The 15,281-nt window shown below is 36.9% G+C and carries 14 protein-coding genes; 13 read left to right on the top strand and 1 reads right to left on the bottom strand.

Annotated elements, in window-relative coordinates; genetic code table 11:
- Positions 1-160 precede the first annotated feature (160 nt).
- The 9 genes from groES to RVY80_RS03535 all read left to right on the top strand — a co-directional run bounded on the left by groES (position 161) and on the right by RVY80_RS03535 (position 9,729).
- Positions 161-442 (top strand): co-chaperone GroES, encoded by a 282-nt coding sequence (groES, locus tag RVY80_RS03495; protein WP_295188152.1) that lies wholly within the window; start codon positions 161-163, stop codon positions 440-442.
- 132 nt (positions 443-574) lie between these two features.
- Positions 575-2,203, top strand: coding sequence for a chaperonin GroEL (gene groL / locus RVY80_RS03500; RefSeq protein ID WP_317329692.1), 1,629 nt, complete (start codon positions 575-577; stop codon positions 2,201-2,203).
- 247 nt (positions 2,204-2,450) lie between these two features.
- On the top strand, positions 2,451-3,707 hold the full coding sequence (locus RVY80_RS03505) for a diaminopimelate decarboxylase family protein (RefSeq protein ID WP_317329693.1): 1,257 nt from the start codon (positions 2,451-2,453) through the stop codon (positions 3,705-3,707).
- A gap of 326 nt (positions 3,708-4,033) precedes the next feature.
- On the top strand, positions 4,034-4,777 hold the full coding sequence (gene sufC / locus RVY80_RS03510) for a Fe-S cluster assembly ATPase SufC (RefSeq protein ID WP_295188147.1): 744 nt from the start codon (positions 4,034-4,036) through the stop codon (positions 4,775-4,777).
- 9 nt (positions 4,778-4,786) lie between these two features.
- The gene (sufB, locus tag RVY80_RS03515) at positions 4,787-6,196 is read left to right on the top strand and encodes a Fe-S cluster assembly protein SufB (RefSeq protein ID WP_317329694.1); all 1,410 of its coding nucleotides are present in this window, start codon (positions 4,787-4,789) and stop codon (positions 6,194-6,196) included.
- 8 nt (positions 6,197-6,204) lie between these two features.
- Positions 6,205-7,248, top strand: coding sequence for a SufB/SufD family protein (locus RVY80_RS03520; RefSeq protein WP_295192719.1), 1,044 nt, complete (start codon positions 6,205-6,207; stop codon positions 7,246-7,248).
- A 12-nt stretch (positions 7,249-7,260) separates the two neighbouring features.
- A complete protein-coding gene (locus tag RVY80_RS03525; protein ID WP_295188142.1) occupies positions 7,261-8,490 on the top strand; it encodes a SufS family cysteine desulfurase in 1,230 nt (409 codons plus the stop codon).
- A 14-nt stretch (positions 8,491-8,504) separates the two neighbouring features.
- Entirely contained in the window at positions 8,505-8,930 is a 426-nt protein-coding gene (gene sufU, locus RVY80_RS03530; protein ID WP_295188140.1) for a Fe-S cluster assembly sulfur transfer protein SufU, read from the top strand.
- Positions 8,931-9,045: 115 nt separating this feature from the next.
- Entirely contained in the window at positions 9,046-9,729 is a 684-nt protein-coding gene (locus tag RVY80_RS03535) for an HAD hydrolase-like protein (RefSeq protein WP_317329723.1), read from the top strand.
- A gap of 104 nt (positions 9,730-9,833) precedes the next feature.
- On the opposite strand, the gene RVY80_RS03540 is transcribed toward RVY80_RS03535, so the two are convergent.
- Complete coding sequence (locus RVY80_RS03540) at positions 9,834-10,349, bottom strand: S-adenosylmethionine decarboxylase family protein (RefSeq protein WP_295188136.1); 516 nt, start codon at positions 10,347-10,349, stop codon at positions 9,834-9,836.
- 300 nt (positions 10,350-10,649) lie between these two features.
- Here RVY80_RS03540 and RVY80_RS03545 point away from each other — a divergent pair, with 300 nt between their 5' ends.
- The 4 genes from RVY80_RS03545 to RVY80_RS03560 all read left to right on the top strand — a co-directional run bounded on the left by RVY80_RS03545 (position 10,650) and on the right by RVY80_RS03560 (position 15,273).
- Positions 10,650-11,132 carry a CtsR family transcriptional regulator gene (locus tag RVY80_RS03545; protein WP_295188134.1) on the top strand — a complete coding sequence of 161 codons (483 nt, stop codon included), beginning with the start codon at positions 10,650-10,652 and terminating at the stop codon, positions 11,130-11,132.
- A 6-nt stretch (positions 11,133-11,138) separates the two neighbouring features.
- On the top strand, positions 11,139-11,678 hold the full coding sequence (locus tag RVY80_RS03550) for a UvrB/UvrC motif-containing protein (RefSeq protein ID WP_295188133.1): 540 nt from the start codon (positions 11,139-11,141) through the stop codon (positions 11,676-11,678).
- 13 nt (positions 11,679-11,691) lie between these two features.
- On the top strand, positions 11,692-12,747 hold the full coding sequence (locus RVY80_RS03555) for a protein arginine kinase (protein ID WP_317329695.1): 1,056 nt from the start codon (positions 11,692-11,694) through the stop codon (positions 12,745-12,747).
- Between the two features lie 75 nt (positions 12,748-12,822).
- A complete protein-coding gene (locus tag RVY80_RS03560) occupies positions 12,823-15,273 on the top strand; it encodes an ATP-dependent Clp protease ATP-binding subunit (protein ID WP_317329696.1) in 2,451 nt (816 codons plus the stop codon).
- The last annotated feature ends 8 nt before the right edge of the window (positions 15,274-15,281 follow it).

Raw genomic sequence — 15,281 nt, forward strand, 5'->3', positions numbered from 1 at the left:
AAGTTATATAAAAGTCTAGTAAAAAACTAATTAGTCAAAAAATCAAAAAAATATACTTGCAATTATTGAGGGATAGGATATAATAATACATGTGATTAGCACTCAAGATGTTTGAGTGCTAACAATATAAAAATAAATTACTAATAAGGAGTGACTTCTCATGTTAAAACCATTAGGCGATCGCGTTATTATTCGCGTATTAGAAAAAGAAGAAAAAACTAAAAGTGGTATTTTTTTACCAGATACTGCAAAAGAAAAACCTCAAGAAGGTGAAGTAGTAGCCGTAGGTGCTGGTAAAGTATATGACAATGGCCAACGTGTTGCATTAGAAGTGCAAGTTGGAGATAAAGTATTATTCGCTAAATACGCTGGTACAGATGTAAATATTGATGGTGTTGATCATTTAGTTCTTAGTGAACGCGATATCTTAGCAGTTTTATAAGATTAAATTGATTCACTATAATAATTGAGCTTATTGTAGTGAATTGGAATGTTCTATTAGTTGCTTTCACAGTGACTAATGTATTAATTACATGTAATTTGAATAGAGTACTATTCAAGGAGGCAATATACAATGGCAAAAGAAATTTTGTTTAATGAAGAAGCTCGCCGTGCATTAGGTCGTGGCGTTGATCAATTGGCAAATGCAGTAAAAGTTACATTGGGACCTAAAGGTCGTAATGTTGTATTGGATAAAAAATTTGGTGCTCCTACTATCACTAATGATGGTGTAACTATCGCTCGTGATATCGAACTTCCAGATCCATTTGAAAATATGGGGGCACAATTAGTAAAAGAAGTTGCTACAAAAACTAATGATGTAGCTGGTGACGGCACTACTACTGCAACAGTATTGGCTCAAGCAATGATTCAAGAAGGTATGCGTAACGTAGCTGCTGGTGCTAATCCTATGATCTTGAAAAAAGGTATTGAAATGGCAGTAGGCGCTTTGGTAGAAGAAGTTAAAAAACGTGCTATTAAAGTATCTGGCAAATCTGACATCGCTCAAGTTGCGTCCGTATCTGCAGCTGATGAAGAAATTGGCGGTTTGATTGCAGAAGCAATGGAAAAAGTTGGTAAAGATGGTGTTATCACTGTTGAAGAATCCAAAGGCTTGCAAACAGGTTTGAACGTAGTAGAAGGCATGCAATTCGACCGTGGCTACATTTCCCCTTACATGGTAACTGACCCTGATCGTATGGAAGCAGTTATCGACAATCCTTTGATTTTGATTACCGACCGTAAAATTACTGCTATCGCTGATATGCTTCCAACATTGGAAAAAGTAGTAAAAGTTGGTAAAGAATTATTGATTATCGCTGAAGACGTTGAAGGCGAAGCATTGGCTACATTGGTAGTTAACCGTTTGCGTGGTACTTTCAAAGCCGTTGCTGTAAAAGCACCTGGTTTCGGTGACCGTCGTAAAGCAATGCTTGAAGATATCGCTATCCTTACTGGTGGTACTGTTATCACTGAAGATATGGGACGTAAGCTCGACAGCGTTGAATTAGAAGATTTGGGTACTGCTCGTCAAGTACGTATCTCCAAAGATGAAACAGTTATCATCGATGGCGTAGGTGACAAAGCAGTAATTGCTCAACGTGTAGCTCAAATCCGTGCACAAGTAGAAGAAACTACTTCTGAATTCGATAAAGAAAAATTGCAAGAACGTTTGGCTAAATTATCTGGTGGTGTTGCAGTTATCGAAGTAGGGGCTGCTACAGAAGTTGAAATGAAAGATAAAAAACTTCGTATCGAAGATGCATTGAATGCAACTCGTGCCGCTGTGGAAGAAGGTATCGTTGCTGGTGGTGGTACTACTTTCATCGACATCATTCCTGTTCTTGACACATTAGAAGCAACTGGCGATGTTCAAACTGGTATTAACCTTGTTAAACGCGCTGTAGAAGAACCAGTTCGTCAAATCGCATACAATGCCGGTTTAGAAGGTTCTGTTGTAGTAGAAAAAGTTAAAAATACTGAAGTAGGTGTTGGTTTCAACGCATTAACTGAAGAATATGTAGATATGGTAAAAGCTGGTATCGTAGATCCTGCAAAAGTTACTCGTTCTGCTCTTCAAAATGCAGCATCCATTGCATCCTTGGTGTTGACAACTGAAACAATCGTTGCTGACAAAGTAGAAGAAGGTGCGGCAGCAATGCCAGCTATGCCTCCAATGGGTGGCATGGGCGGCATGATGTAATCTCCATATATAGAGTTTTATATCATTGCTAATTACATAGCTATACATACACAACCCTTATATCAAGGTATTGATATAAGGGTTGTTTTACTATATTGAATAAATTCATTGACTAGGTCTGTGGATTCCTCTATAATAAATATTGTTAAAATTCTATAGAAAATACATGGTAAAGTATCTATACACTATTAGTGTAGTGTTATGCCAATTGTTAGAATATATTTTTTGTTCCTAATAGGAGAGTCAGATGAGCGAGAAAAAAGTCCCATTTACAGTAGAGCAACTTGAAGACATTATTAAAGAATACCCAACGCCTTTCCACATCTATGATGAAGAAGGTATTGTAAATAATATGAAACGTTTTTTAGCAGCATTTAATTGGAACAAAGGTTTCAAAAATTATTTTGCTGTGAAAGCTACACCAAATCCTTACCTAATGCGTTTATTACAACCATTGGGCGTAGGGGCAGATTGTTCTTCTTTGGCAGAGTTAATTCTTTGTGAAAAGGTTGGTATCACTGGTCATGATATTATGTTCACGTCCAATAACACACCATATGTAGAGTACAAGAAAGCATTAGATTTGGGGGCTATCATCAATCTTGATGATATTACACATATCGATTATTTATTAGAAAACCATGGTTCTTTACCTGATACAATGTGTTTACGTTATAATCCTGGTGATTTAAAATCTGGTGGTAACGATATCATTGGTGTTCCAACAGAAGCTAAATATGGAATGACTCATGAACAAGCTTTAGAATCATACAAACGTATGAAAGGACTTGGAGTTAAGCACTTTGGTTTACACGTTATGTTAGCTTCCAATGACAGAGATGTGATGGCTCATAAACAAACAGCTGAAATTTGCTTTGAATTTGCTCTTGAAATTCGTGAAAAAGTTGGTATTGAGTTAGAATTTATCGATCTTGGTGGTGGTGTAGGTGTTGCTTATCGTCCTGAAGAAGAACCTATGGACTTTGAAGCATTAGGTGCTGAAATCAAAGAAGCTTATGAGCGTATTTTAGTGGGAAATCAGTATCCACATATTGCCTTATCATATGAATGTGGCCGTATGGTAACGGGACCATTTGGTTGGCTCGTATCTACAGCGATTCATAAAAAAGAAATCTACCGTAACTATATTGGTTTAGATTCCTGTATGGCTAATTTAATGCGTCCAGCATTGTATGGTTCCTATCATCACATTACAGTAATGGGAAAGGAAAATGCGCCTTTAGATCATGTATATGATGTAACTGGATCTTTATGTGAAAACAATGATAAATTCGCTATTCAACGTGAATTACCAAAAATTGATATCGGGGATCGTGTTATTATTCATGATGCTGGTGCACATGGTCATTCTATGGGCTTCAATTATAATGGTAAATTACGTTCTGCTGAATTATTATTGCATAAGGATGGCAGCGTAACACAAATTCGTCGTGCTGAAACATATGATGATTTGTTTGGCACATTGGATTTCTCTAATTTATAATAAAAAATTATAAGTAAAAAGTATTAATTGAGAATTGATACCAAAATACTCATTTGGATAAAAAGCCTATTTATATAAGTAATATATACTATTCTTTTAATTCCAATATATTTTGGTAGGAATATCTTGCTATCAATTAGACAAGCATGTATAATAAGTATAGATAGTTATGCACATGACTTGCTAAAGTGGCGAGAAGATACAGCGGTATTCACTTTGGTGCATACCGCTTTTTTACGTCTATATAAGACATGTGTTGATATATTTTATTTAGTAATATTCATATTGTTTTAGCATTATATATAGTATATAAGGAGTGAATTATTTTGGCTGAACTGCTTCAAGTAAAAGATTTAGAAGTATCTGTTGAAGGTAAAAAAATATTAAAAGGCATTAACCTGACAATTAATCCAGGTGAAATCCATGTAGTTATGGGTACAAATGGTGCTGGTAAATCTACATTGGCTAATGCTATTATGGGTAACCCAATTTACACTGTAGATAAAGGTTCCATCGTATTTGATGGTAACGATATTACAGAAGATGCTGTTAATGACCGTGCCAAAGCTGGTATTTTTATGTCTTTCCAACATCCAATTTCTGTGCCAGGCATCACTGTTGAAAACTTTATTCGTACAGCTAAATCTACAATTACTGGTGAAAATGTACGTGCATTGGCTTTCAAAAAAGAATTAAAAGCTAAAATGGATGAATTATCTTTTGATGCAGCCTATGCGCAACGTTATGTTAATGAAGGTTTCTCTGGTGGTGAACGTAAGAAAAATGAAATCTTACAAATGTCTATTCTTGATCCTAAATTAGCTATTCTTGACGAAACTGATTCTGGTCTTGACGTGGATGCTGTTCGCATCGTTTCTGAAGGTGTAAATCGTTTCCATAATGAAAAGAACTCAGTATTGATTATTACTCATCACAATCAAATTCTTCAAAAATTAAATCCTACATTCGTTCATGTTTTGATTAACGGTAAAATCGTTAAAACTGGCGATGCATCCCTAGTAAAAGAAATTGAAGAAAAAGGTTACGACGCATATAAAGAATTGGCTTAGGAGGCATTCATGGAAGAAAGAAAGAAGACGCAAGTTGCGGATATGGACCGTGGTGTCTATGACATCAGAAACGAGTTCGATTATTCCTATATTGCTGATACAGGTTTGACGGAAGAAATCATCCGTGAGATTTGGGCGAACAAAAATGAACCTGAATGGATGCTTGAGTTCCGTTTAAAATCCTTAGATATATATAATAAGATGGATATTCCAACTTGGATTCCAGATATTAGTGGTCTTGATATGTCTAACATTGTCACCTATGTAAAACCAAAGGTGGACATGAAAGAAAGCTGGGATGAAGTTCCAGAAGATATTAAGAGCACATTTGACCGCCTTGGTATTCCAGAAGCGGAAAAAACATCCTTAGCTGGTGTAGGTGCACAATACGACTCAGAAGTTGTATACCATAGCATTCAAGAAGATTTGGTTAAGCAAGGTGTTATCTATACAGATATTGAAACGGCTCTTCATGAACATGAAGAAATCGTTAAAAAGTATTGGATGACATTGATTCCTCCGACGGATCACAAATGGGCAGCTTTACATGGTGCTGTTTGGTCTGGTGGGTCCTTCGTATATGTACCAGCTGGCGTACAAGTAGATATTCCATTACAATCCTATTTCCGTTTAAATGCTCCTGGCGCTGGTCAGTTTGAACATACTATGATTATCGTAGAAGAAGGTGCGAAAGTTCACTTTATCGAAGGCTGTTCTGCACCTAAATATGATGTATCTAACCTTCATGCGGGTGCTGTAGAATTATTTGTAAAAGATAATGCATCTCTTCGCTACTCTACTATCGAAAACTGGTCCAAGAATATGTACAATTTGAATACAAAACGTTGTATTGTTGGTAAAGGTGGCACGATTGAGTGGGTTTCTGGTTCATTCGGATCTCGTGTAGCTTGCTTATATCCAATGAGTATTCTAAATGGTGAAGGGGCACATTGTGAATTTACAGGTGTTACATTTGCCGGTGAAGGTCAGTTCCTTGATACAGGTTGTAAAGTTGTTCATAATGCTCCACACACAACAAGTAATGTAAACTCCAAATCTATCTCTAAAAGTGGTGGTGCTGCTATTTACCGTGGCTTGTTAAAAATGGGACCTAATGCAGAACATGCAAAAGCAACTGTTTCTTGTGAATCCTTAATGCTTGATGCAGAGTCTCAATCTGATACAATCCCTGCTATCATCATTGAAAATGATAATGTGGATATCGGTCATGAAGCAAAAATTGGACGTATTTCTGATGAGGCCATTTTCTACTTGATGACTCGTGGTATTAGTGAAGAGGAAGCGCGTGCTATGCTTGTACGTGGTTTCGTTGAACCAATTTCTAAAGAATTGCCATTGGAATATGCTGTAGAAATGAATAATTTGATTAATCTAGAACTTGAAGGTTCCATTGGGTAGGAGGACATATGAGCGAAAATTTATTATTTAATGTGCTTCCAAGACCAACCTTTAGATGGTTACGTGTTAACCATACACAAGGTCAAGTTTTAGGTGCAACAGACGAAAGAGCAAATGTGGTAATCAATGCCAATGCAGGTGTTGTAACACCATTGATTAATACAGAGTTGGTGAAAGCAACCTTCCCAGGTGTTAACCCAACAGCTTTGCAAAATTTAATTTCTACTGGTGAAGCTCATTTGATTACTGTGCCAGCAAATGGTAAAGAGGTAGTTATAATTGAAGTAAATGCTGCTAAACGTATAGCTAGCCGTTTCCAATTCCATGTAGGAGATAGAGCGGAATTAGAGGTTCTCATTCTTATGACTGGGGACGCAAAAGATACTAGTGTTGAAACTTTTACAGAATTCATCATTGGTGAGGAAGCAAATGTAGTAGTGAAGAAGGTTAATTTGATAAGCGAAGAATTGCAACAAATTGAACACCGCTACACTAAACTTGCTGATCGTGCTAATGTGGAATTTATTAACATCGAAATTGGCGGTAAAGAAAATATCTTACATTTTGAACAGGATTTAGCCGGTGAAGAATGTGAACTTATTCATGATTTAGCATATCTTGGCGATAAAGAACAGAAATTTGATATTTTTATGTTGATGAGTCATGGTGGTAAAAAATCTAAATCTGATATTCATACATTGGGTGCATTAAGTGATGTGTCTAAAAAATCTTTCCGTGGTACACTTGATTTCCTTCATGGTGCTACTGGTTCTGAAGGTGCGGAAGAAGATACTTGTTTATTGCTTGATCCAACTGTAAAATCTGTATCATTGCCATTATTGCTGTGTAAAGAAGATAATGTAGTTGGTAACCATGCAGCCAGTGCCGGCCAATTGGACAAAACAAAATTATTCTACTTGATGAGCCGTGGTTTCAGTGAAGCCGAAGCAAAACATATCATCGTAGAATCTATGATTCGTCCAATTATTGACCGTATTGGTAATGAAGATATCGAAGAAGCAGCATTAACAGCTGTACGAAATAAAATTTAAAGAGGGATATATATGAAACCCATTACAGAAGCTTACAAAGACTTTCCAATTTTAAATAAAACACATAATGGCAATCGTGTTATCTATTTAGATAGCGGTGCTACAGCACAAATTCCACAAGTGGTAGTGGATCGTCTTGTTGAACATATGACACAACATAATGGTAATCCACACCGTGGTTCCCATGTGTTGGCTGTAGAAGCTAGTGAAGCCTATGAAAATGCTCGTGACCGCGTTGTTGAATTTATCAATGCTCGTGAACGTGAAGAGGTTATTTTTACTCGCAATAGTACTGAATCCATGAATCTTGTGGCTCATTGCTATGGTGTTAACAATGTACAAGAAGGAGACAAAATCCTAATTACTGTGGCAGAACATCATGCGAACTTAGTAACTTGGCAATATGTAGCTAATAAAACTGGTGCAACTCTTGAATATATGTATTTAGATGAAACTGGTCATTTAAAAGATGGTGAAATCAATAAAATTGATGAACACACTAAAATTGTGGCCTTTGCTCATGTAAGTAATGTATTGGGCATGGAATTCCCTGTAAAAGAATTAATCGAGAAAGCTCACTCCGTAGGTGCCATCGTCGTTCTTGACGGTGCACAATCTACACCGCATATGAAAATTGACGTACAAGCACTTGACTGCGATTTCTTCGTATTCTCTGGTCATAAAATGTGTGCTTCTCAAGGTATCGGTGTTTTATACGGCAAACGTGCATTGCTTGAAGCCATGCCTCCATTCTTGTTAGGTGGGGACATGATTGAATATGTAAAAGAACAAACTACTACATTCAATGAATTGCCATATAAATTTGAAGCTGGTACACCAAATGCAGATGGTGCTGTAACATTACATGCGGCCATTGATTATTTGGAATCCTTCGGTATGGAGCAAATTGAAAGCTACGAAGAAAAATTAGTAGCCTATATTTTACCAAAGATGCTTGAAATTCCTCATGTACGTGTACTAGGTAGTACAAATCCAAAAGAAAAACATGGTGTTATTGCTTTCACAGTAGAAGATGTACATCCTCATGATGTAGCAACCATTATGGATAGCAAAGGTATTTGTATCCGTTCTGGCCATCACTGTGCACAGCCACTAGGTGCGTTCTACAATGTAGCTGCATCTAGCCGACTCAGCATGTACTTGTATACCCGTAAAGAAGATTTGGATGCATTCTTGGACGTATTAAAAACAGTTCGTTCTGTTATGGGATATAAAGACTAGGAGAGATTAGAACCATGGAAATGGATCAATTATATACAGAGTTAATTTTAGAACATAATCAAGATAAACGTAATAAACATGAACTTGATGCATTTACTGTATCTGAACATGGTCATAATCCAAGTTGTGGCGATGATTTAACATTACAAGTAGATGTACAAGATGGTATTGTGAAAGATGCTGCTTATACAGGTTCTGGTTGTGCCATCAGCCAAGCCTCTGCATCTATGATGATTGATATTATCAAAGGCAAATCTGTAGAAGAAGCATTGCGTTTAGTTGAATTATTTTTGGGTATGATCAAGAAAGACGTTACTGATGACGAAGAGTTAGAGGAATTGGAAGATGCTATGGCATTAAAAAATATTTCAAATATGCCTGCTCGTGTTAAATGTGCCGTACTTGCTTGGCATACATTGAAAGAAGCACTAAAAATATAAACCCTTTGGATTGTTATCTAATGGTGAATACTAAACAGCATAGTCCATTGGACTATGCTGTTTATGTTATAATAATGGTGTTATATTTATTATTCTATTTTTATATAAGAGGTGTCTGATGAAGACCGTATTATTTGATTTAGATGGAACGTTAACAGATTCTAGAGAAGGTATTGTCAATTCTATTAAATATGCGCTTAATGCATTTGACTATGAAATTCCTGATGAAGATACATTGCAATTGTTTTTAGGACCACCTATTGTGGAATCTTTTCAAGAACATTGTGGTATGACAGAGGAAGAGGCACGCATTGCGTACAAAAAATTCCAAGAGCGCTATGGCACATTAGGGAAGTTTGAAAACAGAGTCTACGATGGTATTTCAGAGTTACTGACAAAACTGAGAGCCGAACATTATTATGTGGCGGTAGCTACAGCGAAACCAGAGCACTTTGCCCGTGAAATTCTCGATCATTTTTATTTGACACCATACTTTAATTTAATTGTTGGCGCTGATGCTGCAAGTGGACTCATTCACAAGGAAGATATTTTGAAAAAAGCCCTAAATCTAAGTGGTCAACCATTACAAGATAAAAATGGTCGTCGTATTGCTTACATGGTAGGAGATCGTAAATATGATGTGGAATCTGCTAATGCCTTAGGTTGTATTTCTATCGGTGTTACCTATGGTTATGGTGCTGAATCAGAATTGTTGGCAGCCAATGCAGAATATCTTTGTGATGAACCAGATGAAATTGCAATGACTCTTGATTTAGAGGAAATGATGGTGCGCAGATAAAATAAACCCTGCACTTCGTATGATACGAGGTACAGGGTTTTATTTTTGTGAAAGTAGGTTGAGTAGTATTACAATGAATCTACACAATGGTCGCTAAAAATGGATTAGCCGTTATTTTTTTGGCCTTTGCCTTTTTTGGCAATTACTTTAAATACTTTAGCACTTTGAGATTTTAATTTTTTACCAGTTTGTTTTAATTGGATACGAGTACGCGATACGCGACCTAATGTAGTGATTTTAGTTTGACGACGAGGTTTCATATCACGTTCATTACCAAAGTCAGCACGTTGAACGCTAGTGGCTTTGACTTTTTCTGCACGGAATGATTTACGTAAGGCTTTCATCATTAGTGTTAAAGGCACTTCATTTTCAAAACTATACATGTCACCAGCTACGTAACCGAGAGCTGGATATGTATGTAAGCATAAATGGAATTTTGGAGCAATGGCGATGAGGATAATTTCGTCGTCCATTACTTGGCAACTAATTTCATCTACTTCGTGTTCAGCTAAATCAAAAGCAGTTGCTACACTTTCTTGTACGGAGGTAGCAGAAGAGATTGTATCTTCATCACAAGCATATAAGTCGATTAATAATTGTTGGCCTAATGCATCTGCCATAGGGGAACACCTTCTTTCTATTAGATATATATTCAATTCATTATACATTGTATCTTGGTAGGTGTAAACATAAACTAAAAATGAATATGATTTTTGACTTTTAGACATGATAAGTCAAATTTTAATAGGCTATACATTCTAAAGTTGACTAAAAGAAAGTACTATAAATGCTTATAAAACCAGGTTTTTTAAAAGTCAAAAATTAATTTTGATTTTTTGACTTTTTATTGTTGACAAAGGTCAAAAGGACGAATATAATGTAATCATAATAAAGGACAAAAAGACAAAGAGGTGATTTATATGAGTATTATAGCTGATAAAATAGAAAAGTTTATATTAGAAAAAATGAAAGAAGAACAAGAGCGCATCATCTTAAAACGAAATGAGTTAGCCGATGAATTAAATTGTGCACCATCTCAAATTAGTTATGTATTGAGTACTCGTTTTTCTAATGATCGTGGGTTTGATGTAGAATCTAGACGTGGTCTTGGTGGTTATATTCGCATTAGTAAATTAACACCTACATCCTCTGGGTATTTGCCAGTGGTGATTTCACCTTATCATATTTATCAAACACCTGATGATAGTGAAAGATTGATTGATTTACGAGATGTGGACCAATCATTATTCCAATTGTTGCAACAAGATAAAATTACAAGACGTGAAGCACAACTAATGCATAATTTCTTTGCTTCTATTATCGATTATGTTGATATGGATGATCGTAATGAAGTAATCCGAAATCTATATGCATCCATGATTGATATCTTAAAGAAGGAGTGATGAACTATGTTATGTGATCACTGTAAACATAATGAAGCAACGATGCATATGACAAGCATCGTTAATAATCAAAAGACAGAACAGCATCTATGTGCTGATTGTGCCAACAAATTACAAAAGGCAGGTAAGTTCTCACCATTTAGTTCCTTTGCTAACGATATGTGGGACAATAACTTCTTTACTAATGATTTCTTCCAAAATATGGTGTATCCAGACAGTTTATTACAATCTAGAGAGCGAAGAACTTGTCCACATTGTGGCATAAGCTACGATACATTTAATCGCACAGGTAAATTTGGTTGTGATCAATGTTACGATACTTTCAGTAAAGAAATACAACCATTATTACAACGGATTCAGGGTACATTAGAATATAATGGTCGTGTTCCAAGTCGTGGTAATGATGTATTTAGAGCAAAGCGGGAAATTAAACGATTACGCCACCAATTAGATGAAGCCATTAAAGTGGAAGATTTTGAACAAGCTGTACAGCTCAGAGATAAAATTAAAACATTAGAAGAAACTGTACATCCTAGCGCTGAATAAGGAGGTGGCTGTGATGTTAGATAAAATTTTAGACGCCCCTCTTAGTGAGTGGTTGAAGGATACAAATGATAAAGAACATATTGTAATTTCAAGCCGCATTCGTTTAGCTAGAAATTTTAAAGATATATTGTTTACCAACCGAAATGATGAGGAATCTTTGAAAAAGGTTGATGCTATTGGTAAAGGCCTATTATCCACCTTACGCCAGGCTGATTCTAAAGAGTTCTCCAATATTTCGTTAGATAAATTGTCTGATGTAGAACGTGCGGCATTAGTTGAAAAACATCTAATCAGCCCAGCATTAGCAGAAAAATTACTATATCGCGGATTGATTGTATCCGCGGATGGTTCCGTAGCCATCATGGTTAACGAAGAAGATCATTTACGCATCCAAACTATGGAGGCTGGCTTAAACCTTCGTAAGGCCTATGAACATGCCATCGTCATCGATGATGCCATCGAGGCTAAACATAGTTATGCATTCCATGAAACATATGGTTATTTAACCGCTTGTCCTACCAATGTAGGGACAGGGATGCGGGCTTCCGTAATGTTACATTTGCCAGCATTGGCAATGACTGAAAAAATCAATCGTTTAATTCGCAGCATCATCCAATTAGGGTATTCAGTACGAGGTTTATATGGTGAAGGTTCTGAAGCTTTAGGCCATATTTTCCAAGTATCTAACCAACGTACATTGGGTGCAAGTGAAGATGAAACTATTGAACAATTACAAAAAATTGTAGAAGGCATTGTAGCAGAAGAGCAAAAATGCCGTACTGCATTACAACAAGGTGATGTAGAGGCCTTTGAAGATAGATTGTGGCGATCCTATGGTGTGCTAAAATATGCACGTCGTATTAGTGGCCAAGAAGCCTTGTCATTATTGAGTGATGCTCAATTGGGAATGGATATGGGAATTCTTCCAACATGGAAATCCGATGTATTTAATGAGCTCGTGGCGACAACACGACCAAACTTCCTTAGCAAATATGCTGAAAAAGATACCATGACTAGTAGTGAGCGTGATAGTTATCGCGCTAAAATTATCCGTCAAAAACTTGACTAGTGAGTTTAGACGTTTACATAGATTAGAACAACAATAAATGAAAGCAATCATAGAGAGAAATTGAGGTGAAGTTTTATGATGCAACGATTTACAGATGGAGCACAACGTGTATTATCTTTAGCAGAGCAAGCAGCTCGTGAATTAGGTCATGATTATGTGGGTACAGAACATGTATTGATTGGCCTGTTGAAAGAAAAACAAGGCGTAGCTGCGAAGGCTTTATATGAACTTGGCGTTACTGCAGAGGATGTAGAATCCGATGTAGTGGAACAAGTGGGTAAAGGTAATCACAGTGGTTCCACAATATATATGACACCACGTGTCAAACGCGTATTGGAACTAGCTATTGAAAGTGCTAACCGTATGCAACACAATTACGTAGGTACAGAACACATTTTACTTGGCCTATTAAGTGATGGTGGCGGCGTAGCCGTAGCTATATTGCAAGATTTAAATGTACGTCGTGACGATGTAGTGAATGCTATACGCAATAGTTTGGGCGGTAATCAACAAGCACAATCAGGGTGTGGACAAGAAGGACAATCTAGTAATAGCAATTTAGGTGACTTAGCTGATTTTGCCACTGATTTGAATGAATCTGCTAAACAAGGCAAGATTGATCCAGTCATTGGCCGTGACACGGAAATTACACGTGTTATCCAAATCTTGAGCCGTCGTACTAAAAATAACCCAGTATTAATTGGTGAACCTGGTGTTGGTAAAACAGCCATCGCTGAGGGCCTTGCACAACGTATTGTCACTGGTAATGTACCAGAAATTTTACGTAACAAACGAATTATTTCCTTGAGTATCAGTGCCATGCTGGCAGGCGCTAAATACCGTGGTGAATTTGAAGAACGTTTGAAAAAAGCCATCGATGAAGTACAAAAACATGATGATATGATTATTTTCATTGATGAAATCCACACATTGGTTGGGGCTGGTGCCTCTGAAGGTGCTATGGATGCTGCTAATATCTTGAAACCAGCATTAGCTCGTGGCACATTCCAAGTTATTGGTGCCACTACATTGGATGAATATAAGAAACACATCGAAAAAGATGCTGCCTTAGAACGTCGTTTCCAACCAGTACAAGTAGGGGAACCTACCGAAGAGGATGCATTGAGCATTTTGGAAGGCTTACGTGACCGTTACGAAGCGTTCCATAAAGCTAAAATTACTGATGAAGCCTTGAAAGCGGCTGTAACATTATCTAGTCGCTACATTACGGATCGATTCCTCCCAGATAAAGCTATCGACGTTATGGATGAGGCGGCCTCTAAAGTTCGTATGAAAGTATTTTCTGCTACACCTGATGTGAAGGCATTGGAAGATCGTTTAGCGAATATTCAAAAAGAAAAAGAAGCAGCCATTACATCTCAAGACTTTGAACAAGCAGCTAAACTTCGTGATGAAGAAAAATCAGTAACAAAAGAAATTGAAGATAAAAAAGCATCGGCTAAGGAAAAATCTGATGAACAACTCGTTGTTACAGACGATGATATTGCAGCCGTAGTAACACAATGGACTGGTATTCCTGTATCCAAGATTGCCGAAAAAGAATCGGAAACATTATTACACTTGGAAGATGAACTTCATAAACGTGTAGTTGGTCAGAACGATGCAGTAGTAGCTGTAGCGAAAGCCGTTCGTCGTGCTCGGGCCGGTTTAAAGGATCCAAAACGTCCAATTGGTTCGTTCTTGTTCCTAGGCCCTACAGGGGTTGGTAAAACTGAATTGGCTAGAGCATTAGCAAGCTCCTTGTTTGGTGATGAAAATGCTATGATTCGCCTTGATATGTCTGAATATATGGAAAAACATACTGTATCTCGTCTAGTCGGAGCGCCTCCAGGATACGTTGGGCACGAAGAAGGTGGCCAATTAACAGATGCAGTACGTCGTAAACCATATAGCGTTATCTTGCTTGATGAAGTAGAAAAAGCTCATGCTGATTTCTTTAATATCTTGCTTCAAGTATTAGATGATGGTCGTTTAACAGACAGCCAAGGTCGTACAGTAGACTTTAGAAATACAGTCATCATCATGACAAGCAACCTAGGCTCCAAACAATTGAAGACTGATAATGCAGCTCTTGGTTTTATCTCCAGCAAGAAAACTGATGTAACTGTAGAAAATACAGAAGAACAACAATTTAAAGAAGCTAAAAAAGCTGCTTTAGATGCTGTAAAACGTCACTTTAGACCAGAATTCTTGAATCGTATTGATGAAATGATTGTATTCCATCCATTAACAAGAACTGATTTAAAACAAATTGTACATATCTTGATGAAGGATGTAACAAAACGTTTAGGTACTATTAACCTCGAATTGACTATTTCTGACAGCGCTATGGATGTACTTGTAAAAGAAGGCTCTGACTTTGCTTACGGTGCTCGTCCATTGAAACGTGCTATTCAACGACTCATTGAAGATCCGGTTTCTGATTTAATACTCCAAGGAGGTGTTAAAGAAGGTCAGACAATTAAAGTTGATGCAACAGATGGAGAAATTACAGTTTCTGCATAAAAATTAGT

It is taken from the genome of Veillonella absiana, assembly GCF_032970865.1.
Taxonomy (GTDB): Bacteria; Bacillota; Negativicutes; order Veillonellales; family Veillonellaceae; genus Veillonella; species Veillonella absiana.